Raw genomic sequence first — 24764 nt, 5'->3', positions numbered from 1 at the left:
CCGGAGCCGCGTGAGATCCGCTGACCCGGGCACCGGGCGGCTACCAGGAATCCCTCCGGTCGGAACGGTCCTGTTGGTCACGTAACTGCTCCCGCAGTCCTTCCGGCTCGTCCGCGTCGATGGTCATCGCGCAGCCGGCCTCACGCTGGGCGATGGTCAGCGGGTGATGGCGGGTGGCCCACCATCGACCCGCGTCACTCCGCCAGATCGTCCAGTCGGGGAACTCCCGGGCGATTTCCGCCAGATGCCGGTCGAATGACATCTACGTATGCACCTTCCCCGCGCCCAGACCCGCCTGTGTGACGTTCCACCTCCGAAGATGCGGCACTTCTCTAGAGAAATCAATGATCGTGAGGGACAGGTCAACCTATCGGCTGACGGACGGGCTTGATCTATGAGTCGAAGTCGTACTGAAGTACATAAGATGCGGCGTCGAGGATCATCTCGTTGACCTCCACCGGGACGCCGCCCTCGGTATAGGCGACCCGGCCGATCACGATGACCGGGGTGCCGGCCGGAAGATCGAGCTGGACGGTCTCGTGGGGATGGGGCATGCGGGCGCGTATCTCCTCACTGAAGTGCGCGGGAGCGTGACCGAGGTCGCCCAGGCGCGCGTAGACGCCCCCCGGCCCGGTGTCGTGTCGCGTGATCGCGGTGTTCTCCACCAGGACGGCGGGGAAGTGGGAGACGGACAGCTGGACCGGCCTGCCGTCCACCGAGTAGCGCCGGCGTCGTATCCACACCTCGGCGCTGTTCAGGACCCGGGCCACGGGGTCCCCTGCGATCTCCCTGTCGATGGTGACGTTGTCCACGGTGTAGGAGCGGCCTGTGGTGTCCGACTCCCAGATCGCCTGCCCCTGCCCCCACTGTTCCCGGGAGAGCCGTCGCGAGCCGTGCCGCCTGATCGGCCGGAACTGCCGGACGTAGACTCCCGAGCCGCGTTTGGGCACGGCCAGTCCTTCGTTGATGAGTACGGACAGCGCCTGTCTGGCGGTCGCCCGGGCTATGCCGTACTGCGCCATCAGGGCGTTCTCGCCCGGAAGCCGGTCCCCGTCTCGGAGCTCGCTGGACAGGATCGCTCTGCGAAGCCCGTCGGCTATGCGCCGATAGATCGGGGGCTCGGGAGGAACCGGGGATTGCTGCACGTTTGATCACCCTCTGTCACCAACCGGGTTTGGCGTCTCCAGAGAACTTGCCCCGTCTTGTCCACGATCGCACAGATGCAGAGGTTGGTCCCGTGCTTATTTTGAGAGGATCGTGCTTGTGTGGCGATCCTCGGGAGTTTTCCCGGGCCGTTACTGTGGGATGATCCCAGCCGCTATTCGCCCGGCCCACCATCGACGGGTGACGACGACATTTCCCATGTGCGCCGTGCATCTTGCATGGAGCGATGATGTCGAGATCGAAGCACCGAGGCGGAAGGCTTGCCCGGGCGTGGTGCGCGAATTTCTATACTACGGAAGTGGTGGCTCATGCGCCCTGCATGAGGAAATCGCTACGAGCACCGCACGTCTCCAGGGGGCTCATGTCATGAGCGTTCAGCCCACCGGTCATGTCTGGCGCTTCAGCGTGATGCCCATCCGGGACCCCCACGAGCAGCACCGCTCCGTCACCTCGCTGGAACTCCTCTTCGACCTTGTCTCCGTGGTCGCGGTGGGGCAGGCGGTGACGAGCCTGTACCGCTCGATCATCGACGGCCATCTGCCGCAGGGTGTGGTGGGTTACGCGGCGGTGTTCTCTGCCATCTGGTGGGCGTGGGCCAACTGGATGTGGTTCACGAGCGCCTTCGACAACGACGACACGATCTACCGGATCTCCACCTTTGTGCAGATGGCCGGGGCACTGGTGCTCGCCGTGGGGGTGTCGGAGGCCTTCGAGGGGCATGTCGGCATCGCCGTGACCGGCTACGCGATCATGCGTTTCGCCATGGTCGGCCAGTGGCTCCGCGCGGCGGTCGCCAACCCTGACGTGCGCCCCGCGGCTCTGCGTTTCGCCGTGGGCGTCACCGTCGTGCAGCTCCTCTGGATCGCCCGTCTCGCGATTCCCGCGCCGTGGAGCTGGATCACGTTCGTCGTGCTCGCGGCGGTGGAGCTCGCCATCCCGTGGTGGGCCGTCCACGGGCGGCCCCTCCCCTGGCACCCGCAGCACATCGCCGAGCGTTACGCGCTCTTCACCATGATCGTGCTGGGCGGGACGGTGCTCGCCTTGACGATCACGATCAAGTCGGTGATGGTGCCGGGAGCCTCCGTCCGCAGTCTGGTCCTCAGCTGCGTAAGCGGCATCGTTGTCGTCTGCTCGATGTGGTGGCTCTACCACGGCCGGCCCGCCCACCGTTTTCCGCAGGACAACCGCTCCGTCTTTCTCTGGAGCTACGGCTACTACTTTGTCCTCTCCTCGATCGCCGCCTTCGGCGCCGGGCTCGCGGTGATCGTCGACTACCGGGTCGTCGGCTCCAGGTTCCCCGGCCTGATGGACCTCAGCACGATGCTCCTCGGCGCGACCGCCGTGGTTCCGGTCACCGTCTTCCTGCTCAGCGTCTGGGCCCTGCACATCCGGCCCCGCTGTCTCCGCTCCGCCCGCAGTGCCACCTACCTGCTGGCGGCCCTGCTGGTGCTGCTCACCCTGTTCACTCTCGTGCCGCTGGTCCTGACCGCCCTGATCATGATCGGTGCCGTCTTCACCGTCGAGCTCATCCAGGACGACATCTGAGGTCCGCCCGGCCTGCCCGTGACCTGACCGTGCCGATGCCGGATGATGGGGGGACCGGTAAGGACCTAACCTGGAGATGATCCGTGACCATCAGCCGCGCGGACTGCCTCGCCCTCGATGCGGGCGATCCCCTCAAGCACCTCAGGGACGAGTTCGTCCTGCCCGACGACACGATCTATCTGGTCGGAAACTCGCTCGGAGCGCTGCCCAGAGCCGCCTCGGCCGCGACGGCGCGGGTCATGGAGGAGTGGGGCCGCCAGGCGGTCGGCGGCTGGAACTCCGCCGGCTGGTTCGACCTGCCACTGACCACCGGCGACCGCCTGGCTCCGCTGATCGGCGTGGGCCCGGGTCAGGTCGCGGTGGGCGAGACCACCTCGATCGCGATCGTCAAGGCCGTCTCGGCCGCCCTGGGGCTCCGCCCGGACCGCCGGGTGATCATCTCTGACACGGCCAACTTCCCGACCGACCGCTACATGGTCGAAGGCCTGGCCAGGGCACTGGGCGGTTACGAGATCCGCGACATCGGGGTCCTCGACGAGGCCCTGGCGGACGACGTCGCGTGCGTGCTGCTGTCGGAGGTGGACTACCGGACCGGCGAACGCCACGACACCGCCGCGGTGACCGCGCGGGTCCAGGCGGCGGGCGCGCTGATGATCTGGGACCTGTGCCACAGCGCCGGCGCCTTCCCGGTCGACATGTCGGCGGCCGACTTCGCGGTCGGATGCACCTACAAATACCTCAACGCCGGCCCGGGATCCCCCGCGTTCATCTACGTCCATCCGCGTCACCACGCCGAGGCCGAGCACATGCTGACCGGCTGGCACGGCCACGCGGCGCCGTTCGCGTTCGAGCCGAGCTACCGCCCCGCCGAGGGCATCCGGCGTTTCACCGTCAGCACCCCCCACGTGCTGTCCTTCGCCCCGCTCAACGCGTCACTGGACATCTGGGAGCGGGCGGACCTGGATCAGGTCCGGGCCAAGAGCGTGGCGCTGACCTCACTTTTCATTGATCTGGTGGAGAAACTCCACGGGCCGTACGGCCTCGAACTGGTCACTCCCCGTGATCCGGAGCGCCGCGGCAGCCAGGTCAGTCTCCGTCACCCCGAGGGCTATCCGGTCATGCGCGCCCTGATCGACCGTGGCGTCCACGGCGACTTCCGGGCTCCGGACATCCTGCGTTTCGGTTTCGCTCCGCTCTACATCCGCTCCGTCGACGTCTACGACGCGGTCGCCACCCTGACCGAGGTGCTGGAGAAGGAGCACTGGCGCGACGAGCGGTACCGGCAGCGCCTGGCCGTCACCTGAGACTCGGCGTCCCGCGCGATGGAACCCGCACCTGAGGATCGGTGTCCCCTACCGCTTGGACAGTGGGCGGCCCTTGTACATCGGATGCTTGGTCTCCCAGTATTTCCAGCCCTCCACCCGCGCGGGAACGCTGGCTATCCCGGTGGTGACCTTGTGCGAGCCGCAGTCGCTGACCCTCCGCCACGCGGAGAAGCCCACCCTGTAGCCGAAGACGCGGTACCACATGTTGCCGTACATTCCGGGGGTGATCTGCTGCGCGTAGTCGTGCCCGGTCTCGACGATGAGCTCTTCCGCGACCAGGGGGTTGAAATTGTTCTTCAGCCGGCGGAGCAGGGCGTCCTTGCTGATCTCGATCTGCTTCTCCTTTTCTAATTCAATCTCGAAGTAAACACGGTGCTGCCGTTTGACCGTTGCCGTCATCGTGCCGCCGGGGCCGTCGATGAAATGCGTACGGGGAACGAAGAAATTTCTTGGCTTGAAGGAATTGATCCGGAAAAAGAATTTGGGCCGGCACATCTTGGCGGCCTCCTCCCGGAGTGACGGGGTGGGGGTGGCGCTGCTGGCCGGTGTCTCGTCGGGGGCGACCGCCGCGCTGGGCGAGTCGTTGTCGGCCGGGTATGCGACAGCGGACGAGGAGAGGGCGACGGAGAGAGAGCCGACCAGGGTCAGTGTCGTCATGCCGTTCACTGGCCAACGCCTCTTCGGCCGGGGGGCGTGACTGGGGTGTTGGGTGCGAACATGGAAATACCGGTCCTTTTGGAACGCGGTCCGCAGCCACAGCTGACTCGCTGGCCGGAATGCGGCCCGCGCCCATCCGCTGATCGACTCAATGTGACAGCAGAGATGCTCGCAGTCGCGATAAGTGGTCCAATGACGCCACGCCGCTCCGGAATCCACCTAGCGGGGAAAGCGTGGGTGAAAAAGAGGTCTACCCCCGGTCGCGGTGGAGATCGTCCCACCGGCGCTCCCGCCTGCTCACCCAGACGGCTCGCCGTACCCGGCAGGCGTCAGGGGCGCGGGATGTTCCGCAGGTTCGCCCGGGCCATGTCGATCATCCGTCCCACGCCGCCGGCCAGCACGGTTCTGCCCGCCCCCAGCGCGAACCCCTTGATCTGCCTCGCGGTGATGCGCGGCGGAATGGAGAGCACATCGGAGTCGGTGACCACGTCCACCAGGTACGGCCCGGGCGACGCGAAGGCCACGGTCAGCGCCTCGCGGACGTCCGAGGGCTGCTCAACCCGGACCGAGCCCAGCCCGATCGCGGCGGCGATCGCCGCGTAGTCGACGCGGGCCAGGTCGGTGCCGAAGTCGGGGAGCCCGTCGACCAGCATCTCCAGCTTCACCATGCCGAGCGCGGAGTTGTTGAACACCACGATCTTGACGGGCAGGTCGTGCATCCGGACGGTGAGGAGCTCACCGAGGAGCATGCCCAGGCCGCCGTCGCCGGAGAGCGACACGACCTGCCGCCCGGGATCGGCGGACTGCGCGCCGATGGCGTGCGGAAGGGCGTTGGCCATGCTCCCATGCCTGAAGGAGCCGACGACCCGGCGCCGGCCATTGGGCGTGATGTAACGCGCCGCCCAGACGTTGCACATGCCGGTGTCCACGGTGAACACCGCGTCGTCGGCGGCGAGCTCGTCCACGATGTTCGCCACGTACTCCGGGTGGATCGGCGTGTGGTGCTCGATGTCGCCGGTGTAGGCGTTCACGACGTTGTCCAGCGCCTTCACGTGCCTGGAGAGCATCTTGTCGAGATAGCGCCGGTCCGCCTTCTGCGCGACCTGGGGCAGCACCCTGATCAGCGTCTCGCGGACATCGCCGTGCACGGCCAGCTCCAGCGGGGTCCTGCGGCCCAGCCGCCCGGGGTCGTGGTCGATCTGAACCGTGTGGCTGCCCGGCAGGAAGTCGTCGTAGGGGAAGTCGGTGCCGAGAAGCACCACCAGGTCGGCCTGGCGCATGGCCTCGTAGCACGCGCCGTATCCGAGCAGCCCGCTCATCCCCACGTCGTACGGGTTGTCGTACTGGATCCATTCCTTGCCGCGCAGCGCGTGCCCGACCGGTGCCAGGGTGCGCGCGGCCAGCGACATGACCTCCGCGTGCGCCTCGCGCGTCCCGGCGCCGCAGAAGAGCATGACTTTCTCCGCGCCGTTCAGCGCCGCGGCCAGCTCCGTCACCTGCTCGGCGGAGGGCTGGACCGTGCCCTGACGGGTGAGAAACGCGTGGGTGCCCGTCTCGTGTCTGGTCGGCATGCCTGCCACGTCGCCGGGGAGCACCACGACCGCGACGCCGCTGTGGCCGATCGCGTGCTGGACGGCGGTACGCAGCACCCGGGGCATCTGCTCAGCCGTACTGATCATCTCGCAGAAGTCGCTGCACTCCACGAACAGGCGCTCGGGGTGGGTCTCCTGGAAGAATCCCGTGCCGATCTGCGCGCTGGAGATGTGCGAGGCCAGCGCGAGCACCGGCGCGCCGCTGCGGTTGGCGTCGTACAGTCCCTGGACCAGATGGGTGTTGCCGGGGCCGCAGCTTCCCGCGCAGACCGCCAGAGAGCCCGTGACCTGAGCCTCGGCCGCGGCGGCGAACGCACCGGCCTCCTCGTTGTGCACGTGAACCCATTCGATGCCGGCGGTCTTGCGGATCGCGTCCACGACAGGATTCAGGCTGTCACCCACCACCCCGTAGACCCGCTCCACCCCCGCCTGGCGCAGGACCTCGATGAACTGTTCGGCGACGCTACCCATCGTTCCCCCTCCTTCATCAGGCTATGAGGTACCTCACCGGATTTGGCCGGGTCACTCCTTCGACATGTGGCCGACCGGATCCCGGGAGACCTCACCGGCTCCGGTCCGGCAGAGTAGGGGCTCCAGCTCACTTGGAGGAATCGCTTGATTTCGGAGGGTAGTCATTTACCATCGAAGGCAAGCCGTACGTTTCTATGGAAGGAAGTGCGTGACCGGGCAGAACTCTGCGATCACGTCCGAGTATGTCTTCGACAATGACGGGGCACACTCCGCTGACCAGCACCGCTACCTGGCCGAACTCCTCGATCCCCTCACGTTCGAACGGCTTGGGCAGACCGGCGTCACCGATGGCTGGAACTGTCTGGAGGTCGGAGCCGGGGGCGGCAGCGTGGCCCTGTGGCTGGCCGAGCGGGTGGCGCCGACCGGCCGCGTGCTGGCCACCGACATCAAGCCCGGCCTCATCCCGGCCCGCCCCGGACTCACCGTCGCCAGGCACGACATCGTGAACGACCCGTTGCCCTCCGGCGCGTTCGACCTGATCCACGCGCGGCTCGTGCTGAGTCATCTGCCCGAGCGGCAGCGGGTGCTGGAGCGCCTGCGTGCCGCGCTGCGGCCGGGTGGCCGGCTCCAGATCGACGAGGTCGACATCAGCCACTGGTCGCCGCTGCTCACCTCCGACCGGCGGGCACGTGAGCTGTACGAGACCTACATCGCCGCCATGGCCCGGGTGCTGGGCGCCGCAGGCAGCGATCCGACCTGGGGCGGATCCGTCGCGCAGGCGATGAGCGAGGCGGGCCTGGTCGACGTCGACCCGGTGTGCCGGATCGAGGTGTGGGGTCCCGGATCCGCCGGGATCGGCCTGCTCACCAGCAACAGCCTCCATCTGGAGAGGCACTTCCTGGAAGCGGGTATGACCCGGCCCCAGCTCGGGGACGTCCGGGCGGTCATGGCCGACCCGGGGTTCAGGGCGATCTCGTTCACCGTCCACTCGGTCCTGGCTCGCAGACCCGGTGGTGGCTGACGGTTCTGTACGGCTTAGCCCGGTTCGAGTAGGCTCCGTGATCAATCGGTGCCGCAGAAACCTGGGCGTTGGGGCGCCCCGCGAGGATGCCGGTAAGGGGGGCGACGTGAGCCGATACCGCGTATGCCTGAGTGGCCGTGTGGAGGTGCACTATGGCGGATCCCGATGCGCGTCTTGCCGAGGGAAGCGACTGGCTTGAGGCCTCATGGCCGGGGCTGGATCCCAAGAAGGACGAGATCGAACACAACACCGACAAGCTCAAGAACCTCGCGCGGGAGCTTCAGAACGTCCTGGATCGGCTCGAAGGGGTCGAGAAAGGTTCCCTCAGCGACCTGACCAACCGCACCAATGTCGCGGGGATGCGGGCCGCGGTCGCGGACTGGGAAGCGGGCGAGGTCTTCTTCGGTTCTCTGGAGAACGGGCACACGAAATTCACGCATGTGTACGGGCAGAGCATTGAGAAGCTCAGGGCCGCGATCACACTGATCAACGCCGGGGCTGGTGTTTACGACGGCGCCGCGGTCGCCAACGGTGGCGGAGACGGAAAGTAGACCTACCGGAGGGGCGTCGGCATGGACATCTCCAAGGAAACGCACGTCATCAAGGTCGATGGCGATTTCAGCGTCAATGGTGCCCAGCCCGTTGCCAGGGTCAAGCGGATCATTGAGGGGCTGGACGCTCGCGCGATCGAGAAGGCCGGAAACGCTTATCTGGACGCGTGTTCGCTGCTGGCGGAGTGCAGGATGGCGATTGAGGACGTCAGCCGTGCCATGGCTCTGTGCTGGGGGGACAGGGCCTCGGTCGAGGCTCAGACGGCGCTGAGATACATCCACGCGACGGTCCGCGAGCTGTCGAACAAGGGCAACCAGATGGGACGCCCCCTTGAGTCGCTCGGCAAAGTCATCCCTGAGTTCAGGGACTACGGTGGCGCGTGGTCGTGGGACACCGGCGGTGTGACCTGGGATGACGATATCCCCGGCTTCTACAACACCAAGAGCGACGGCGTGCGGTGGGGGTCGGAGAACGACCTCGCGAAGGAACATCTTCAGAATTTCAACGCGGAAGTGAAGAAATGGCACGACCTGCTCCCCGACACGGTGCGCAAGGAACTTCCGCGAATTGATCCGTCGGCCACTCCGGACATGAACTTCAAGCCGACGCACTTTCCCACCGGAGGCTCCTACGGAGGGCCTTCCGGTGCGGGAGGCCATCCGAGCGCGGGACCTTACGCCGGGCCGAACGTGGGCGATCTGAACGGATCGGATCACCCCCCTACAGGCGCTGGCCCGCAGGGGGGTGGGAAGCCGGACCTCTCCGGGAACGACCTGCCTGGGCAGCGGAATCCGGCGGCCCCCGACGGCACGGACCCTGCCCGGGACGTCCTGGACCCGGCCAAGCGCCCGACGGACCCCACCGGGAGCCTGACGGACCCGGCAAAGGGTCTGACGGGCCCCGCCGCTGGTCCGACGGATCCCGCCGGGGGTCTGACGGACCCGGCCAAGAGCCTGACGGACCCCACCGGGGGGCTCGGGGTCGACGACCCGCGGTCCACCAATCTCGCCGAGCTCCAGCGGCCTTCCGCGTTCGACAGCACGGCCGGCCCGTACTCCACGGCTGGCCCGTACTCCACGGCCACGCCGAACCCCACCGGCGCTCCAACGACCACCGCGACACCGCAGACAGGGTCGCCTTCCTCCATGGGCGGTTCCGGGGGAACCGGCGGCCCGGCCAATGCGGTCGGCATGCGCGCCGCCGGGGCGAACGGCATGGGCGGCACGCCCTTCCCCCTGGGAGGCATGGGGGGCGGCGGCGCAGGCCAGGACGGGCAGGAACAGGAGACCCAGACCTGGCTGAAGGAGGACGACGACGTGTGGGCCGGAGATTACGAGGGCATCGTCAACGACAGGATCGGATAGCGCCCAGCCCTGACCGGCACCTGTCAGCCCTTCAGGCTCAGGGTGAGCCGGAGGGCCAGGCCGGTGTTCCTGCGGTGGCCGAGCCGGTGCACCGCCAGTTCCAGCGCCTCGCGCCGGCCGACGAGGACCACCCACGCCTTCGCTCTGGTGACCAGCGTGTACAGCAGCCTGCGGCGCAGCATCACGCCTCCGGCCTCGGCCACGATCGGCGCCACCACGAACGGATACTCGCTGCCCTGGGAGCGGTGCACGCTGATCGCGTAGGCGTGGGTCAGCTCGTCCAGCTCGCCGAAGGTGTACTCCACGCTCTGCCCGTCGTCGGTGCGGATCTCGATCAGCCGGTCCTGCGGGTTCACCGCCGTGACCGTGGCGGTCTCTCCGTTGAACACGCCCTTGTCGTAGTTGTTGCGGATCGGCATGACGCGGTCGCCCGCCCTGAAGACCGAGGGCCCCGACCAGTGCTCGGCCGCGCCCTCGCGCGCGGGGTTCAGCCGCTCCTGCAGCCTGCGGCCGAGCTCCGCCGTTCCCGCCGCGCCTTTACGCATCGGGCACAGCACCTGGACCTGGTCCGCGCCGATGTTCTGCTTGCGGGGGATCGCCTCCGTGGCCAGGTGGACCACCCGTTCGGCCACCTGGTCGGGATCGTCGAGCTCCTCGAACCAGAAGCCGCCCCGGCCGGGCAGCGCGGGCAGTTCACCCGCCCGGATCCGGTGGGCGGCCTGGACGATCCCGCTGTCCTGCGCCTGCCGGAAGACGCGGGACAGCCGGATACGAGGGATCTCCTCCACGCGCAGCAGGTCGGCCAGCACGTTGCCGGGCCCGATGCTGGGGAGCTGGTCACTGTCGCCGACCAGCAGCAGGTGGCTCCCCGCCGGGATCGCGGCCGTCAGCCGGGTGGCCAGCTGCAGGTCCAGCATCGACGCCTCGTCCACCACGACCAGGTCCGCCTCCGCGGGAGACTGCTGGAACAGGGCGCCCTCCTCCGGCTCCGGCTGCTGGGCGAGCATCCGGTGCACGGTCATCGCGGGCAGACCGGTGAGCTCCGACAGGCGCTTGGCCGCCTTGCCCGTCGGCGCGGTCAGGGTCACGGTGCCACCCATCGCCCGCACGGTCGCCGCGATCACCTTCAGCGTGTGGCTCTTGCCGCAGCCGGGACCGCCGGTCAGGACGGACACGGTGCTGGTCAGCGCCAGGTTCACGGCCGCCCGCTGGTCCTCGTCCAGCCCCTCGTCCTCCACGAACGCGCGCAGCGGCAGCGTCGAGCGGGCCAGGCAGAGCCTGGCCAGGTGCGCGGCCAGCGCGACCTCGCGGCCGTGCTGCTCCTTGGCGTACACCACCGTCTGGTCCGGGTCGGCCGGCGATGCCTCGGCGACCACCCGGCGCTCGGCGGCCAGCGCGTCGACCGCCTGGCGGATCAGGTCCTCCTCCTGCTCGACCAGGCTCGCCGCCGCGGCGACGAGGGCGGGCAGCGGCAGGAAGCAGTGCCCGTCGCGGGCCGCCGCCACCTCCAGCCTGTCCAGGATCGCCGCCCTGATCCGCTGCGGGCTGTGCTCCGGCACCCCCGAGCGCAGCGCGATCCGGTCGGCGGTGTGGAAGGCGATCCCCCTGACCTGGCCGATCAGCCGGTACGGATCGGAGAGCAGGACGTCGCGCGAGCCGTCGCCGTACACCTGGTAGATCTTGGCCGCGAGCAGCGGGCTGATCCCGAAGCCCTGCAGGACGACCATCAGCGCGGCGACCTCCTTCTGCTCCGCCCATGCCTGGACGATCTGCGCCTGCCGCGCGGCGCCGATGTTGACGACCTCCAGCAGGCGCTCCGGCTCGGTGTCGATGACCGTGAGCGTCTCCTGGCCGAAATGGCTGACGACGGCGTGGGCGAGCCGCGGCCCGATCCCGCGGATCAGGCCCGAGCCGAGGTACAGCGTGATGGCGCGCACGGTGGAGGGGACCACCCGCTCGCACCGTCTGACCACCAGGCGGCTGCCGTGGCGCGGGTGCTCGTCCCACTCCCCGTCCAGCCGCAGCGTCTCGCCCGGCTGCACCCCGGCCAGCGCGCGGCCCGAGGCGACGAACCCGGTCATGCCCTCGGCGCTCATCCGCGCGACCGTGTATTCGTCCTCGCGGACGTAGACCAGCTGCTCGACGGAGGCTTCCAGGTCCGTCAGGTACGGCTGCGCGAGCACGGTCACCGTACGCTCCCCGGGATCATGTGCGATACCTCATCACAGGACACTAACCGGCGGTGGCGACAGTCCGAGTTGGAGAGCGTTCTCCGGTGGGTCAGGGCTGGGTCGGCGCCCGCGTGCCGAGAAGTGTCGTGCCGCTCAACGGCAGGTCGGCGACCGAGCGTCCGGCGAGTACGGTGAAGGCGCCCTCCTCGGCCCGCCAGGCGTGATGCCCGGCCGACCAGTGGTGGAAGGCCCGTGCCGGAATGTCCACCGTGACGTCGACGACCTCGCCCGGACCCGCGTCGGCCAGAGCGTGGCCGGCCAGCCAGCGCGCGGGGCGGGCCACGCCGGTCTCCGGCCGGGACAGATAGACCTGGACGACTTCGCGCCCGGCGCGCCCGCCGGTGTTGCGCAGCCGTACCCGGACGGAGAACGGGCCGTCGAGGACGGCGTCGCCGGGCACGGAGAGGCTCTCGTAGGACCAGGACGTGTAGCCGAGCCCGTGCCCGAACCAGTACGCGGGCGGCGAGGGCTGCCGCAGCCAGGCGCGGTAGCCGATGTCCAGGCCCTCGGCGTAGGCGAGCATCCCGTCCTCGGGGACGGTGGAGACGAGCGCCCGGTCGGCCCAGGTGGTGGGCAGCCGGCCGCCGGGCTCGGTACGGCCGAACAGGACGTCGGCGAGGCCGTGTCCGGCCTCCTGCCCGGGGAACCAGCTCAGGAGTACGGCCGGCACCTCCTCGCGCCACGGCAGGACCACGGGACCGCCGGAGTTGACGACCACGACGGTGGCCGGGTTGGCCGCGGCCACCGCGTGGACCAGCTCGTTCTGGCGCCCCGGCAGATTTAGGTGCGCACGGTCGACGCCCTCGCTCTCGATCTCCTCTGTGGTGCCGACCACGACGATGACGGCGTCGCAGGTCCGGGCGAGCTCGACTGCGGCGGCCAGCTCCACCTCGTCGCCGCGCCGGGGCGGGTCGGCGGCCAGGATCGAGGCGATTCCGCTGCCGGGGTCGAGCCGCCGCCGGGAGACGAGCTCCACGTCCCGGCCCGCGGTCATCGTGAGGCGGGCGCGCCGGTACGGCGGGGACAGGTGCACGGTGGCGGGGTCGTCGGTGTCCCGTTCCACCTCCTCGTCGACCAGGACGCGGCCGTCCGCCTCCAGGAGGACGCGGCCCCATCCGGCGACGGCCAGATCCCAGGGGCCGTCCACCTCCGGGCTCAGGAGTGCGCGGATCTCGACGGTGGCGGCGGAGTCGATCCGCGCCGGTTCCAGGATGCGGCCGGTCAGCCGGTGCTCGGCGTGGACCTCCACGCCGGTGGCGTCCAGCAGCCGGACCAGGACGCCGGGTTCACCGGTCAGGGGGTTGCGGGCGTTGTCCGTGCTCAGCGGGGTGGGCCGGTCGTCGAGGTGCGCGCCGGGAGAGTGGACCACCTCCGCCGTGCCGGACAGCGCGTCGCGGATGCCGTCGAGGGGAGAGACGACGGACATGGGGTACACGCCCGCGCTGCCGCCGCCCTGGATCCGGACGGTGGCGGCGTTCGGCCCGAGCACGGCGACCCGGTGCAGGCGCGAGGGATCCAGGGGGAGCAGCGCGTCCTCGTTGCGCAGGAGCACGGTGCTCGCGGCGACGGCCCGGCGCAGCAGCGCGCGGGCGGGGCCGTGATCTGCCCGCTCCGCGGGGTCCGGGAAGGTGGCGGGACCGTCGGAGGGGAGGCCGAGGTCCAGCGAACCGACCCGGGAGGCCAGCCGGAGCAGGCGCCGGACCTTGTCGTCGATCGCGGCCTCCGGCACCTCGCCCGCGCGTACCGCGGCGACCAGCGCCTCTCCCCAGGGGCCCTGCGGTCCCGGCATCGCGAGATCCTGCGCGGCGCGGGCCGCGGGGCCGGTGGAGCGGACGCCTCCCCAGTCCGACACGACCACCCCGTCGAACCCCCACGCCGCCTTGAGCGGGTCGGCGAGCAGAGGGCTCTCCGACATCGTGGTCCCGTTCACCCCGTTGTAGGCGGACATGACGGCCCAGACGCCCGCCTCCACCGCGGCCTCGAACGGCGCCAGATACAGCTCGCGCAGGGTCTGCTCGTCGACGCGGGCGTCGAGGGTGAGCCGTTCGGTCTCGGAGTCGTTGGCGACGTAGTGCTTGGCGGTGGCCGCCACCCCGCCCGCCTGGATGCCGCGGATACAGGCGGCGCCGATCCGGCCGGTCAGCAGGGGATCCTCGGAGTAGCACTCGAAGTGGCGCCCGCCGAGCGGTGAGCGGTGCAGGTTGAGCGTCGGGGCGAGCAGGACGTGCACGCCCTTGCGCCGGGCCTCGGCGGCGAGCAGCCCGCCCAGCAGCCCTACCAGCTCTTCATCCCAGGTCGCGGCCAGCGCGGTCGTCGAGGGCAGGGTCAGGGAGGGGCTCCGCTCGTCCCACCCCTCCCCGCGCACGCCGACCGGGCCGTCGGAGGCGACCATGGCCCGCAGCCCGATACCCGGCTCGGCGTGGGTGGACCACACGGTCGCCCCGGTGAGCAGCCGTACCTTCCGCTCCAGGTCCAGCTTCTCCACCAGACGGTCGAGCTCGTCGATGCTCACACGGTTTCCCTTCACTGTGGGAGAGCGCTCTCCGATGCGTCTCAGCGTCGCCGCCCGGATGGGCGCTGTCAATGCCCCGGGAACGTGGCACGGGGGCCGGCACGGGGATCCCGGCACCCGCCCGGCCTGCGGGCCGGTCACCGGATACCGGCGAGCAGGTCGCTCTGGGCGACGCGGGCCCGTTCGACGGCGGCGGCCAGTGCCCTGGTGCCGCCGTCGGCACCGGCGGTCTGCTCGGAGCGGGCGACCGAGGCCGACTGGTCGAGGTGCTCGCGCAGGCGATCGGTGAAGAGCCGGTCGAAGGACGGGCCGGTGGCAGCCCGCAGCGCCGTCAGGTCGGCGGCGGTGACCATGCCAGGCATGTCGTGTCCTCGGTGCACGTCCGTCGGAGGCAGGCCGGTACGGCTCAGCGTCTCCCTGAGACGTTCGAGCTCGGCCAGGTGGGACTCCCTGATCCGGGCGGCCAGCCGCCGGACCGCCGGGTCGTGCCCGCGTCCGGCGCCGAGGTCGAGCAGGGGCAGCGTCCGCTCGTCCATCGGGATCATCAACTGGAGCCACGCGGTGTCAGTGGCGTTGAAGCCGCCCGTCACCGTGGCCGCGGCGGCGAGGGGCCCGTGACGGTGGCCCGGAGTGGCCGTCGCGGAGCGGGCGACGCAGCCGGCGACCAGGCCGATGGCCAGGCCGGACACCAGGAGCAGGGTGAGGATCACACCGACACGTCTCATGCGGACCTTCTCGTCTCGAGGGGCACGCGCCCGGCTCCCGGCCGGGAGCCGGGAGCCGGACACCCGAGGCCGGAGGCCGGGCACGTACGGTCAGGGGAGCTCGAAGTTCTCCGTGAGGGCGGCGCCGCGGTGCGGCTTGTACAGGTCGTAGCCGCGCGGGTTGCACTGGAGGCCACCGTTGATGCAGTGGGTAACCAGGGCATCGAGGATGGCGGGGCTGTCCCACGCGTTGAAGAAGTCGTAGTGCCAGGTGTAGCCGCGACCGCTGGACAGCCGCGCCTGCGACAGATCACCGCTCGCGGGGAAGGCGATCTTGAACTCCAGCATCGGCACCGCCACCGGATGGGTGGGCGGGCAGTAACCGTCGACGGGGTAGGACATGTGGCTCTTGTGGTTGGCGCTGTCGAGGTTGACGCCGTCCCAGCAGCTCGGAGACTGATAGCGGACGTTCACCTGGCTGCCCGCCACGCAGGACGTCGGGATGTCCCAGCTGCGGGAGAGGTTGCCGCACTCGAAGCCCTCGACGGTGCCGGGGGAGTCGCGGAACTCCGCGAGCGTCGCGGTCGGGCTGCCGACGACGAAGCGCAGGCCCTGCGGGAAGGGCTGCACCTGCCAGTAGTCAAGGATGCCGGACTTGTAGTAGATGACCTGGTCGCCGGTCGGCTGGATCAGCTGGTCGCCCTTGTAGAAGCTCGGGAACCAGTAGGCCGACCTGTCGTGCGGGTTGGTGCATGAGGTGCCGCCGCCGAGGAGCGACGCCGTCGTGCTGCCCGCGTTGGTCGTTCTGTTGCCGACGAAGGTGTGCATGTGTGAGGCGCCGGGCAGGCCGGGGAAGACGATCGGGTCGTCGGGCCGGTTCGCCGTCCAGGAGCAGTTGGCCTGGAACTCGTGGTGCGTCACCTCGTCGGTGAACGTCGGCTTCGGCCTCGGGGTGCTTCCGCCGCCGCCGGTGCCGTACACCTTGAACTCCCAGAGGGAGTAGCCGTAGCCGGTGCCGCGGGCGGTGCCGTACATCCGCACGTACCGGCCGGTGCCGTTCACGTTGAGGGTCTGGGTGCCGCCGGTGCCGGTCGTGGTCGAGTAGATGTCCGTCCAGGACGTGCCGTTGCCGGAGACCTGGATCTTGAACGCCTTACCGTACGCGCTCTCCCAGACCAGCACGGCCTGACTGATCGTCGCGGTGGCGCCCAGGTCGACCTGGAGCCACTGCGGGTCACTGGCGGCGCTGGACCACCGGGTCCCGGTGTTGCCGTCGAAGGCGGCCCCGGCGCCGTACCCGCCCCCCTCGGTGGAGGAGGCGGTCGCGGGCCGGCCCTGCGAGAGCAGGGCGTCCGCCGCGGTGGCAGGGGCGATGATCGCCAGACCGGCCGCGACCAGCGCGACGAGTGTGGCGACGACCAGTCCCAGGCGTAATCTGACCGGACTTCGGGATGGGGGCATTGCCTCTCCTTCAGTGGGGGATGACCGTTGGGAACGGCAGAGGGAGAGCGCTCTCCTATGAGGTTGATCCTCCCCGTTACGGGTTGTCAAGGCAGTAGCCAGACCAATCTGAAACCTGCCGTTCACGTCCCCGATGCGGACCCCCCCTCGCTCCTGGGAGGGAGAGGGCGGGGCCAGGCCTGCGGAGAGGTGGGCTTTGAAGGGATATCTCGATAAAGCTGAGGTTTCTCGTGCGTGGGCGGCGCGTTTCGAACTCCTGAAGGGAGGGCCTTGACACCGCTCGATCTCCGGTAGCACCCTCGATTACGGAGAGCGCTCTCCCCTCCCTGTCGTCCTTACGGCAGGCATCCCCCTTTCGAGGAGAGATCGTGTATCCAGCTCGTAGTTCGGGCCGATTCCGGTTAGGCCTGGTCATCGCCGCTCTGGCGGGACTGGTCGTTTCCGGGCTGGCACTCGTCAGCCCGGCGGCGGCGGCCGACAGTCTGCTGTCACAGGGCAAGACGGCGACGGCCTCGTCGTCGGAAGGCGCCGCCTACAGTGCGGCGGCGGCGGTCGACGGCAACCTGACGGGCACCCGGTGGGCCAGCTTGTTCAGCGACCCGCAGTGGCTCCAGGTCGACCTGGGCGCCACCGCGACGATCAGTCAGGCCGTGCTGGTCTGGGAGAGCGCGTACGGTAAGGCGTTCAAGATCCAGGTCTCCGGCAACGGCACGTCCTGGACGGACATCTACTCGACCACGACCGGCACCGGCGGCACCCAGACCCTCAACGTGAACGGCACCGGCCGGTACGTGCGGATGTACGGCACCGCCCGCGGCACCGGCTACGGCTACTCCCTCTGGGAGTTCCAGATCTACGGCAGCATGGGTGGTACACAGGAGCCGGACTGCTCCACCGTGAACGCCGCCCAGGGCAGGCCCGCGTCGGCCTCGTCGGTCGAGAACGCCGGAACCCCCGCCTCGGCCGCCTTCGACGGAAACCTGACAGGCACCCGGTGGTCCAGCGCCGCCAGCGACCCGCAGTGGCTCCAGGTCGACCTCGGCTCCTCCCAGCCGATCTGCCAGGTCACGCTGGTCTGGGAGAGCGCGTACGGTAAGGCGTTCAAGATCCAGGTCTCCGGCAACGGCACGTCCTGGACGGACATCTACTCGACCACGACCGGCACCGGCGGCACCCAGACCCTCAACGTGAACGGCACCGGCCGGTACGTGCGGATGTACGGCACCGCCCGCGGCACCGGCTACGGCTACTCCCTCTGGGAGATGCAGGTGCGCACCGGCACCGGCGGCGACCCCCAGGACCCCGGTACCTGGACCGAGGTGTGGAAGGACGACTTCAACGGAGCGGCCGGCACCTCCCCCTCCGCCGCCGACTGGATCCTGCGTACCGGCACCCAGTACCCCGGCGGCGCCGCGAACTGGGGAACCGGCGAGGTCGAGACCATGAGCGCCTCGACCGCCAACGTCTCCCTCGACGGCACCGGCAACCTGAACATCAAGGCGATCAAGGACGGCGCGGGCAACTGGACCTCGGGGCGGATCGAGACCCAGCGCACCGACTTCGAGCCCAAGCCGGGCGAGATGCTCAGGTTCAGCGCCCGGCTCAAGCAGCCCGACGTCGCAGGCGCCCTCGGTTACTGGCCGGGCTTCCGGGCGACCGGCGCCGCCTACCGGGGCAACTACAACAACTGGCCGTCCGTCGGCGAGACCGACATCATGACCGACGTCAACGGCCGCAACCAGCTGGCCAACACCCTGCACTGCGGCACCGCCCCCGACGGGGTGTGTAACGAGTACAACGGCCGCACCAGCGGTTTCGCCACCTGCGAGGGCTGCCAGAGCGGCTACCACGAGTACAGCCAGGTCATCGACCGGACCAAGGCCGACGAGGAGGTCCGTTTCTACCTCGACGGCCGGCAGACCTGGACCGTGCGCGAGAGCCAGGTCGGCGTCGCCGCCTGGAAGGCCGCCCTGCACCACGGCTTCTACCTCCGCCTCGACCTGGCCGTCGGTGGCTCGCTGCCCAACGCGCTCGCGGGCACCACGACGCCGACCGCCGCCACCACCTCCGGCGGCGTGCTGAGCGTGGACTGGGTCTCGGTCTCCAGGCAGACCGGCACCGTCCCCGCCGCCATGACCGACCCGGCGACCCCCGCCGGGCCGAGCACGGTCAAGGTGACGGGTTCGCAGGGCAACTGGCAGCTCCAGGTGAACGGCTCGCCGCAGGTGATCAAGGGCCTGACCTACGGGCCGCCACAGGCCGCGGCAGACGGCTACATGCGCGACCTGGCTGCCATGGGCGTCAACACGATCCGCACCTGGGGTGTCGACGACACCAACACCCCGGCACTGCTGGATCGGGCCGCCCAGCAGGGCATCAAGGTCATCGTCGGGCACTGGCTCAACCAGGGCGCCGACTACGTCAACGACACCGCGTACAAGACCACGGTGAAGAACGAGATCGTCGCCCGGGTCAACGCCCTCAAGGGCCGCCAGGGCGTGCTCATGTGGGACGTCGGCAACGAGGTCATCCTCACCATGCAGGACTACGGCCTCTCGGCCGACGTGGTCGAGCAGCGGCGGGTGGCGTACGCGAAGTTCGTCAACGAGGTGGCGCAGGCGATCCATGCCGCCGACCCCAACCACCCGGTCACCTCCACCGACGCCTACACCTACGCCTGGACCTACTACAAGGCCCACTCCCCGGCCCTGGACCTGCTCGCGGTCAACTCCTACGGCGCCATCAAGACCGTCAAGCAGGACTGGATCAGCGGTGGGTACACCAAGCCGTACATCGTCACCGAGGCGGGACCGGACGGTGAGTGGGAGGTGCCCAACGACGTCAACGGCGTCCCCAGCGAGCCGACCGACCTGCAGAAGCGGGACCAGTACACCGCCAGCTGGAACGCGATCAAGGGCCACGCGGGTGTCGCGCTCGGCGCGACCGAGTTCCACTACGGCCTGGAGAACGACTTCGGCGGGGTGTGGCTCAACACCACCACCGGCGGCTGGCGCCGGCACGGTTACCACGCGCTCAAGGCGGCCTACACCGGACAGCCCTCGGCGAACACGCCCCCGGAGATCACCTCGATGACCGTCGGCTCGCAGACCGCCGTCCAGGCCGGCAAGCCCTTCACCGTCGAGGTCGCCGCCTCCGACCCGGACGGCGACCTGATCCGCTACAACCTGATGTTCAGCAACAAGCACATCAACGGCAACCGCGGCTTCGACCACGTCAGGTTCACCCAGACCGGTCCCGGCAAGTTCTCGGTGACCGCACCGGAGCAGATGGGCGTGTGGAAGGTGTACGTGTACGCCTTCGACGGGCAGGGCAACGTCGGCATCGAGCAGCGGTCGTTCCGCGTGGTCCCGCCGACGGTCGCCGGGACCAATGTGGCGCTCGGCAAGCCGACCACCGCCTCCACCTACCAGGCCACCGGCGACGGCGGCCCGTTCAACCCCGGCCGGGCCACCGACGGCAATTTCACATCCCGGTGGGCCAGCGAGTGGGCCGACCCGCAGTGGATTCAGGTGGACCTCGGCGCGACCACCGCCATCAAGCACGTCCAGCTCGCCTGGGAGAGCGCGTACGGCAAGGCGTACCAGATCCAGACCTCGGCCAACGGCTCGACCTGGACCACCGTCTACTCGACCACGACCGGCGACGGCGGGTTCGACTCCATCGACCTCACCGCGTCGGCCAGGTACGTCCGCCTGAACCTCACCCAGCGCGGCACGGCGTACGGCTACTCGCTCTGGGAGTTCGGTATCTACAGCTAGCGCCCCGCCGGCACGTCCGCGGGCAGGAGGCACCCCGTCTCCTGCCCGCCTCCCCGCCGTCTCCCGGCATCGGGACCGGAAGGGACACGGGACTCGGATTTACCGGGGCCGTCCCACTGTTCTCCAGGCCCGGTCCGGTGTTCTCCAGGTCCGGTCCTGACAGACGCGGACGGACGGGCCGCTGACCTGGGCGTCGGACCGGTCGTGAGTAACCGTGGTCGACCTCTCGTCACCCTCTTGGTGACACGCCAATGACATGACGATCAAGGCTCGCCGGTGGCCTGGCTGGACGCGCTCAACGCCGACATTGAATATCAATTTATATAGTGGGAAAATAGGGTTTTATTGTCAATGGCCAGAGGTCGGAGGGGGCTCGCCCTGTCCGCAGATCCAGCCTCACTGGAAATCGTGGTCCGCGTGGCGTGTGGCTTATGTGATCTTGGTCGGTGGCTGGATTAGGGTCGTGTTACCTCATCGCATGATCAACTCATGATATGAGGCGTTCTCCCCCTCTTGCCTGGAAAACCAAGGTCGAGGAGATGCCGATGCCCCACAGACATGCCGTTATCACGGGACGCGTTCTGGCGATCACCGCTCTGGCTCTGACGGCTGTTCTGGCCGTAGCCCGCGCTGGGACGGCAGCCGCTACGACCGCCTGCCAGCCGCAGCCGCTGCCGCCGGACATGCTGAATGCGCTCGAGCGCGACCTCCATCTCACCAAGGAAGAGGTCCAGACCCGGCTGTGCAATGAGACCCGTCTGGCAGCTGTCGAGGAACGGCTCCGGAAAGTACTCGGTAACCGTTTCGGTGGCTCCTGGCTCTCGGGAAAGGTCGCTGAGACTCTCGTGGTGGCCACCGTCGACCCCGCCGACCTTTCCGAGATCGCCGCCGCGGGCGCTCAGGGCAAGGTCGTCAGCCGGTCGCTGGCGGAACTCGAGGCGATCCTCCGTGAGGTCGACGCGGCTCTGCCCAGGGGCCCAGGTATGTGGAGCGTGCACTACATCGATCTGGAGAACAACGTCATCGTCGTTCTCACCGCGGATCCCTCGGCGACGGAGGAGGCCCTTAGGGTCGCCGGTGTGGACCTGGCTGTGGTGAAGGTGGTGGAGTCCAACGAGCAGCCCCAGCCTGTCTCCGCCCTGCCGGACCCGGCTGTGGTGAAGGTGGTGGAGCACTCCACTGAGCGGCCCCGGGTCCCCTGACGTGACGGGGCGCGACCTTCGGGAGACGTCTCCCGGCCCGGTGAGTAAAGGTGACGCGGTGGAGGGTGGACAGTAGGGGCTCTTTTCGTAGAACTGTTGTTCCGGATTTCACCCCTCGTCACAAGTGCTCTCTCGCGTCACACTCACGGTCTGATGTCCGGCCGGACACAATCGTGGTCGAGTTCCCTATATGCACCGTGTGTCACTACGATTTCCGCCTGTGAGTGATAGGCAAAACCCCACCGGCACCGCTGTGTTTGTCGATCAGACGGGCAAACGCAGGCAACTCCTGAAGATCACCGGGGTCGTCGTCGGCACGCTGGTGCTCGCGTCGGTGGTGACCGTGGTCGGCGGACTGTTCACCGGAACACCGCTGTCGGTGGTCGGCTGGCCTGGAGACACCCCCGCGCGGCCGGTGCCCGTCGCCACTACGCCCAAACCCACCATGTCGGCCAGTCCCACGCCGAGCACGACGGTCACTGTGGCTCCCGTCCAGCAGGGTTCGACGCCGACGTCCCGCCCCGCACCTCGGCCCACGGTGTCCTCCCAGTCTCGGGTGACTCCCCTACCGGCGCGTTCGGAGAAGCCGGGCCTGCTGCCCGGCGACACTTCCTCGACCACCTCCGCACCACCGGAGAAGGAGCCGACGGCGCCCGATCCGGCGCCTGAGCAGTCGCCTGAGCAGCCGTCTGAGCCGACTTCCGAACGGACCATGCCGCCGGGTCAGACTAAGATCCCGCCCGGCCATAACCCGGACAAGAGCACAGGTCCGAAGAAGTGAGGCCGCAGGACGTCCTCGGGACGCAGGTATGGCCGCCGCCGAACCCGGCGGAGACGGTGAGACCCGCCGCCTCCGCCACCACGACTCTCACCGATCTGACGGTGCCCCTCCCCGAGCCGCCCTCGGGCGGGGAGAAGCAACCTGCCCCCCGGCGGCGCCGCCGCCGGAGCCAGGCCGACCCGCGAGGGCACTGGTTCCTGGTTGCGGTCGGCGTCGTGCTGATGGCCGGAGCGCTACTGCTCAACGGATATGCCGTCAACGCGGTGGGAGAGACGCACGCCGTACCGTCCCCGGCCGACCAGCCCTCCGCGGAGCTCGACCAGATACGGCGCAGCGGGCCAGTGCTCAACCTCACTGGTGACAAACCGGACAGCGCTCGGCTCCCGGCCCGTACGGTGGCACTCACCTTCGACGACGGCCCCGACCCACGCTGGACCCCGCAGGTGCTCGACGTGCTCGCCAAGTACGGCGCCAAGGCGACGTTCTTCGCCGTCGGCGCCCGGATCGCCAAGAACCCCGAGCTGACCCGGCGGATCATCGCCGAGGGGCACGAGATCGGCAACCACACCTACGCCCACGCCGATCTCACCGCCGTGCCGGAGTGGCGGTTGCGGTTGGAGCTGTCGCTGACCCAGAAGGCACTGGCCGGCGTGGCGGGCATGCACACCCGTCTGGCGCGCCCGCCGTACTCCTCCTCACCGACGGCCGTCACCGGTACCCAGTTGCGGGCGCTGCACGCCATGGGAAGGGAGGGGTATCTCGTCGCGCTCACCGACCTGGATACCAAGGACTGGGCCAGGCCCGGCACCGAGCAGATCGTCCGCGCCGCCCTTCCCCGCGGAGGCAGAGGTGCGGTGATCATGATGCATGACTCCGGCGGCGACCGCGGCCAGACGGTCGCCGCGGTGGACCGGCTGCTCACCCAGCTCGCCAGGCAGAAGTATCGGGCGACGACGCTCACCTCCGCGCTCGGCATGCCCTCGGCCCATACCCCGGCCGGAGATCTGGACCGCTTCGTCGGCACCGGGTTGAGTCTCGCCCAGCGCGGAGCGACCGGTTTCACCACGGCGATGTCGTGGATCCTGGTTGTTGCCGGGGCGCTCACCCTGCTGCGGCTGCTGTTCTTCCTGATCCTGGCCTGGGTGCACGCCCGGCGTGCACGGGGCGGCAAGAGGCGTGTCGGCCGTGCTCCGGCATGGCCCGCGCCGCCCGCCGTCACCGTGATCGTCCCGGCCTACAACGAGGAGGCCGGGATCGAGGCCACCGTACGCTCGCTGGTGAACACCGACTACCCCGGCGCGCTGGAGGTGATCGTCGTGGACGACGGCTCCTCCGACGGCACCGCCGCCATCGCCGACTCCCTCGGCCTGCCCGGGGTACGGGTGATCCGTCAGGAGAACGGCGGCAAGCCCGCCGCATTCAACACCGGCCTCGCGCACGCCTCGCACGACATCCTCATCATGGTGGACGGCGACACCGTCTTCGAGCCCGCCACCATCGGGCACCTGGTCCGGCCGCTCGCCGACCCGGCCGTGGGCGCGGTCAGCGGCAACACCAAGGTCGGCAACCGGCGCGGCATGATCGGCCGCTGGCAGCACATCGAGTACGTGATCGGCTTCAACCTCGACCGCCGCGTTTTTGACCTGCTGGGCTGCATGCCCACCGTGCCGGGAGCGATCGGTGCCTTCCGGCGCTCGGCGCTGCAGGAGCTCGGCGGGGTCAGCGTCGATACCCTGGCCGAGGACACCGACCTGACCATGGCGATGTGTCGGGGCGGCTGGCGGGTGGTCTACGAGGAGAACGCGTTGGCCTGGACCGAGGCGCCAACCTCGCTCGGGCAGCTGTGGCGTCAGCGTTATCGGTGGTGCTACGGCACGCTGCAGGCGATGTGGAAGCATCGCCGCGCGGTCGTGGAGCCGGGCCCGTTCGGCCGCCGCTGCCTGGGCTACCTGATGCTGTTCCAGGTGGTGCTGCCGCTGCTCGCCCCGGTCGTGGACATCATGGCCATCTACAGCGTGGCGGTGGGAGACCCGCTGCCTGTGGTGGCTGTCTGGGCGGGATTCGTGCTGGTTCAGGCGTTGAGCGGCTGGTACGCGCTGCGGCTGGACCGTGAGCGGGCCTCGGCGCTGTGGGTGCTGCCGTTGCAGCAGTTCGTCTACCGGCAGCTGATGTACCTGGTGGTGATCCAGTCGGTGGCGACCGCGGTGCTCGGGGTGCGTCTGCGCTGGCAGACGATCCGCCGGGAGGGCACTTTCGCGGCTTGAGGCGATCTTCGAGAGTCACCCGGTCCCCGGTTCACGGGCGGCCCTCTCGGATCCGGGTTACTTGAGATCAGTCGCACATGGCTATGCGGCGGCTGATGCTCTGTCCGGGTTCTTCTCTGTCGGTGTAGAGGACTGGTGA

The 24764-nt window shown here is 69.2% G+C and carries 17 protein-coding genes; 8 read left to right on the top strand and 9 right to left on the bottom strand.

Features of this window, described 5'->3' with window-relative positions; all coding sequences use genetic code 11:
- Positions 1-40: 40 nt before the first annotated feature.
- Together ACIN94_RS24830 and ACIN94_RS24825 are read right to left on the bottom strand one after the other, a co-directional pair.
- On the bottom strand, positions 41-262 hold the full coding sequence (locus tag ACIN94_RS24830; RefSeq protein WP_400710354.1) for a hypothetical protein: 222 nt from the start codon (positions 260-262) through the stop codon (positions 41-43).
- Positions 263-392: 130 nt separating this feature from the next.
- The gene (locus ACIN94_RS24825) at positions 393-1145 is read right to left on the bottom strand and encodes a GntR family transcriptional regulator (protein WP_400710351.1); all 753 of its coding nucleotides are present in this window, start codon (positions 1143-1145) and stop codon (positions 393-395) included.
- A gap of 385 nt (positions 1146-1530) precedes the next feature.
- Here ACIN94_RS24825 and ACIN94_RS24820 point away from each other — a divergent pair, with 385 nt between their 5' ends.
- Positions 1531-2709, top strand: coding sequence for a low temperature requirement protein A (locus tag ACIN94_RS24820; RefSeq protein ID WP_400710348.1), 1179 nt, complete (start codon positions 1531-1533; stop codon positions 2707-2709).
- 83 nt (positions 2710-2792) lie between these two features.
- Positions 2793-4013, top strand: a complete 1221-nt coding sequence (gene kynU, locus ACIN94_RS24815; RefSeq protein ID WP_400710345.1) for a kynureninase — start codon at positions 2793-2795, stop codon at positions 4011-4013.
- Positions 4014-4061: 48 nt separating this feature from the next.
- Here the strand turns inward: kynU and ACIN94_RS24810 are convergent, their stop codons facing one another.
- A complete protein-coding gene (locus ACIN94_RS24810; protein ID WP_400710342.1) occupies positions 4062-4691 on the bottom strand; it encodes a hypothetical protein in 630 nt (209 codons plus the stop codon).
- 329 nt (positions 4692-5020) lie between these two features.
- Positions 5021-6754, bottom strand: a complete 1734-nt coding sequence (locus ACIN94_RS24805; protein WP_400710339.1) for a pyruvate dehydrogenase — start codon at positions 6752-6754, stop codon at positions 5021-5023.
- Between the two features lie 208 nt (positions 6755-6962).
- On the opposite strand from ACIN94_RS24805, the gene ACIN94_RS24800 reads away from it, so the two are divergent.
- From ACIN94_RS24800 to ACIN94_RS24790, 3 genes are all read left to right on the top strand, one after another.
- Positions 6963-7775 (top strand): class I SAM-dependent methyltransferase, encoded by an 813-nt coding sequence (locus ACIN94_RS24800; protein ID WP_400710336.1) that lies wholly within the window; start codon positions 6963-6965, stop codon positions 7773-7775.
- A 152-nt stretch (positions 7776-7927) separates the two neighbouring features.
- Complete coding sequence (locus tag ACIN94_RS24795; protein ID WP_400710333.1) at positions 7928-8326, top strand: hypothetical protein; 399 nt, start codon at positions 7928-7930, stop codon at positions 8324-8326.
- Positions 8327-8347: 21 nt separating this feature from the next.
- Positions 8348-9691 carry a hypothetical protein gene (locus tag ACIN94_RS24790; RefSeq protein WP_400710330.1) on the top strand — a complete coding sequence of 448 codons (1344 nt, stop codon included), beginning with the start codon at positions 8348-8350 and terminating at the stop codon, positions 9689-9691.
- Between the two features lie 23 nt (positions 9692-9714).
- On the opposite strand, the gene ACIN94_RS24785 is transcribed toward ACIN94_RS24790, so the two are convergent.
- The 4 genes from ACIN94_RS24785 to ACIN94_RS24770 all read right to left on the bottom strand — a co-directional run bounded on the left by ACIN94_RS24785 (position 9715) and on the right by ACIN94_RS24770 (position 16599).
- Positions 9715-11880, bottom strand: coding sequence for an ATP-dependent RecD-like DNA helicase (locus ACIN94_RS24785; RefSeq protein ID WP_400710327.1), 2166 nt, complete (start codon positions 11878-11880; stop codon positions 9715-9717).
- 91 nt (positions 11881-11971) lie between these two features.
- Positions 11972-14434, bottom strand: coding sequence for a glycoside hydrolase family 3 C-terminal domain-containing protein (locus ACIN94_RS24780; protein WP_400710324.1), 2463 nt, complete (start codon positions 14432-14434; stop codon positions 11972-11974).
- Between the two features lie 137 nt (positions 14435-14571).
- Positions 14572-15159 carry a DUF305 domain-containing protein gene (locus ACIN94_RS24775; RefSeq protein ID WP_400710321.1) on the bottom strand — a complete coding sequence of 196 codons (588 nt, stop codon included), beginning with the start codon at positions 15157-15159 and terminating at the stop codon, positions 14572-14574.
- A gap of 90 nt (positions 15160-15249) precedes the next feature.
- Positions 15250-16599 (bottom strand): DUF1996 domain-containing protein, encoded by a 1350-nt coding sequence (locus ACIN94_RS24770; protein ID WP_400710318.1) that lies wholly within the window; start codon positions 16597-16599, stop codon positions 15250-15252.
- 368 nt (positions 16600-16967) lie between these two features.
- Between ACIN94_RS24770 and ACIN94_RS24765 the strand changes: the two genes are divergently transcribed.
- Together ACIN94_RS24765 and ACIN94_RS24760 are read left to right on the top strand one after the other, a co-directional pair.
- Positions 16968-20378: a discoidin domain-containing protein gene (locus ACIN94_RS24765; RefSeq protein ID WP_400710315.1), complete on the top strand. Its 3411-nt coding sequence runs from the start codon at positions 16968-16970 to the stop codon at positions 20376-20378.
- Positions 20379-20923: 545 nt separating this feature from the next.
- Entirely contained in the window at positions 20924-21580 is a 657-nt protein-coding gene (locus ACIN94_RS24760; RefSeq protein ID WP_400710312.1) for an alpha-lytic protease prodomain-containing protein, read from the top strand.
- 264 nt (positions 21581-21844) lie between these two features.
- Here ACIN94_RS24760 and ACIN94_RS24755 read toward each other — a convergent pair whose 3' ends face one another.
- On the bottom strand, positions 21845-22294 hold the full coding sequence (locus ACIN94_RS24755; RefSeq protein ID WP_400710309.1) for a hypothetical protein: 450 nt from the start codon (positions 22292-22294) through the stop codon (positions 21845-21847).
- 63 nt (positions 22295-22357) lie between these two features.
- Between ACIN94_RS24755 and ACIN94_RS24750 the strand changes: the two genes are divergently transcribed.
- Complete coding sequence (locus tag ACIN94_RS24750; protein WP_400710306.1) at positions 22358-24625, top strand: bifunctional polysaccharide deacetylase/glycosyltransferase family 2 protein; 2268 nt, start codon at positions 22358-22360, stop codon at positions 24623-24625.
- Positions 24626-24764 lie beyond the last annotated feature (139 nt).

The sequence above is a fragment of the Streptosporangium sp. NPDC087985 genome, from assembly GCF_044741965.1.
Classification (GTDB): domain Bacteria; phylum Actinomycetota; class Actinomycetes; order Streptosporangiales; family Streptosporangiaceae; genus Streptosporangium.
Note: the sequence above shows the minus strand (reverse complement) of the source record. Positions and strands in the feature narration are given on the sequence as shown.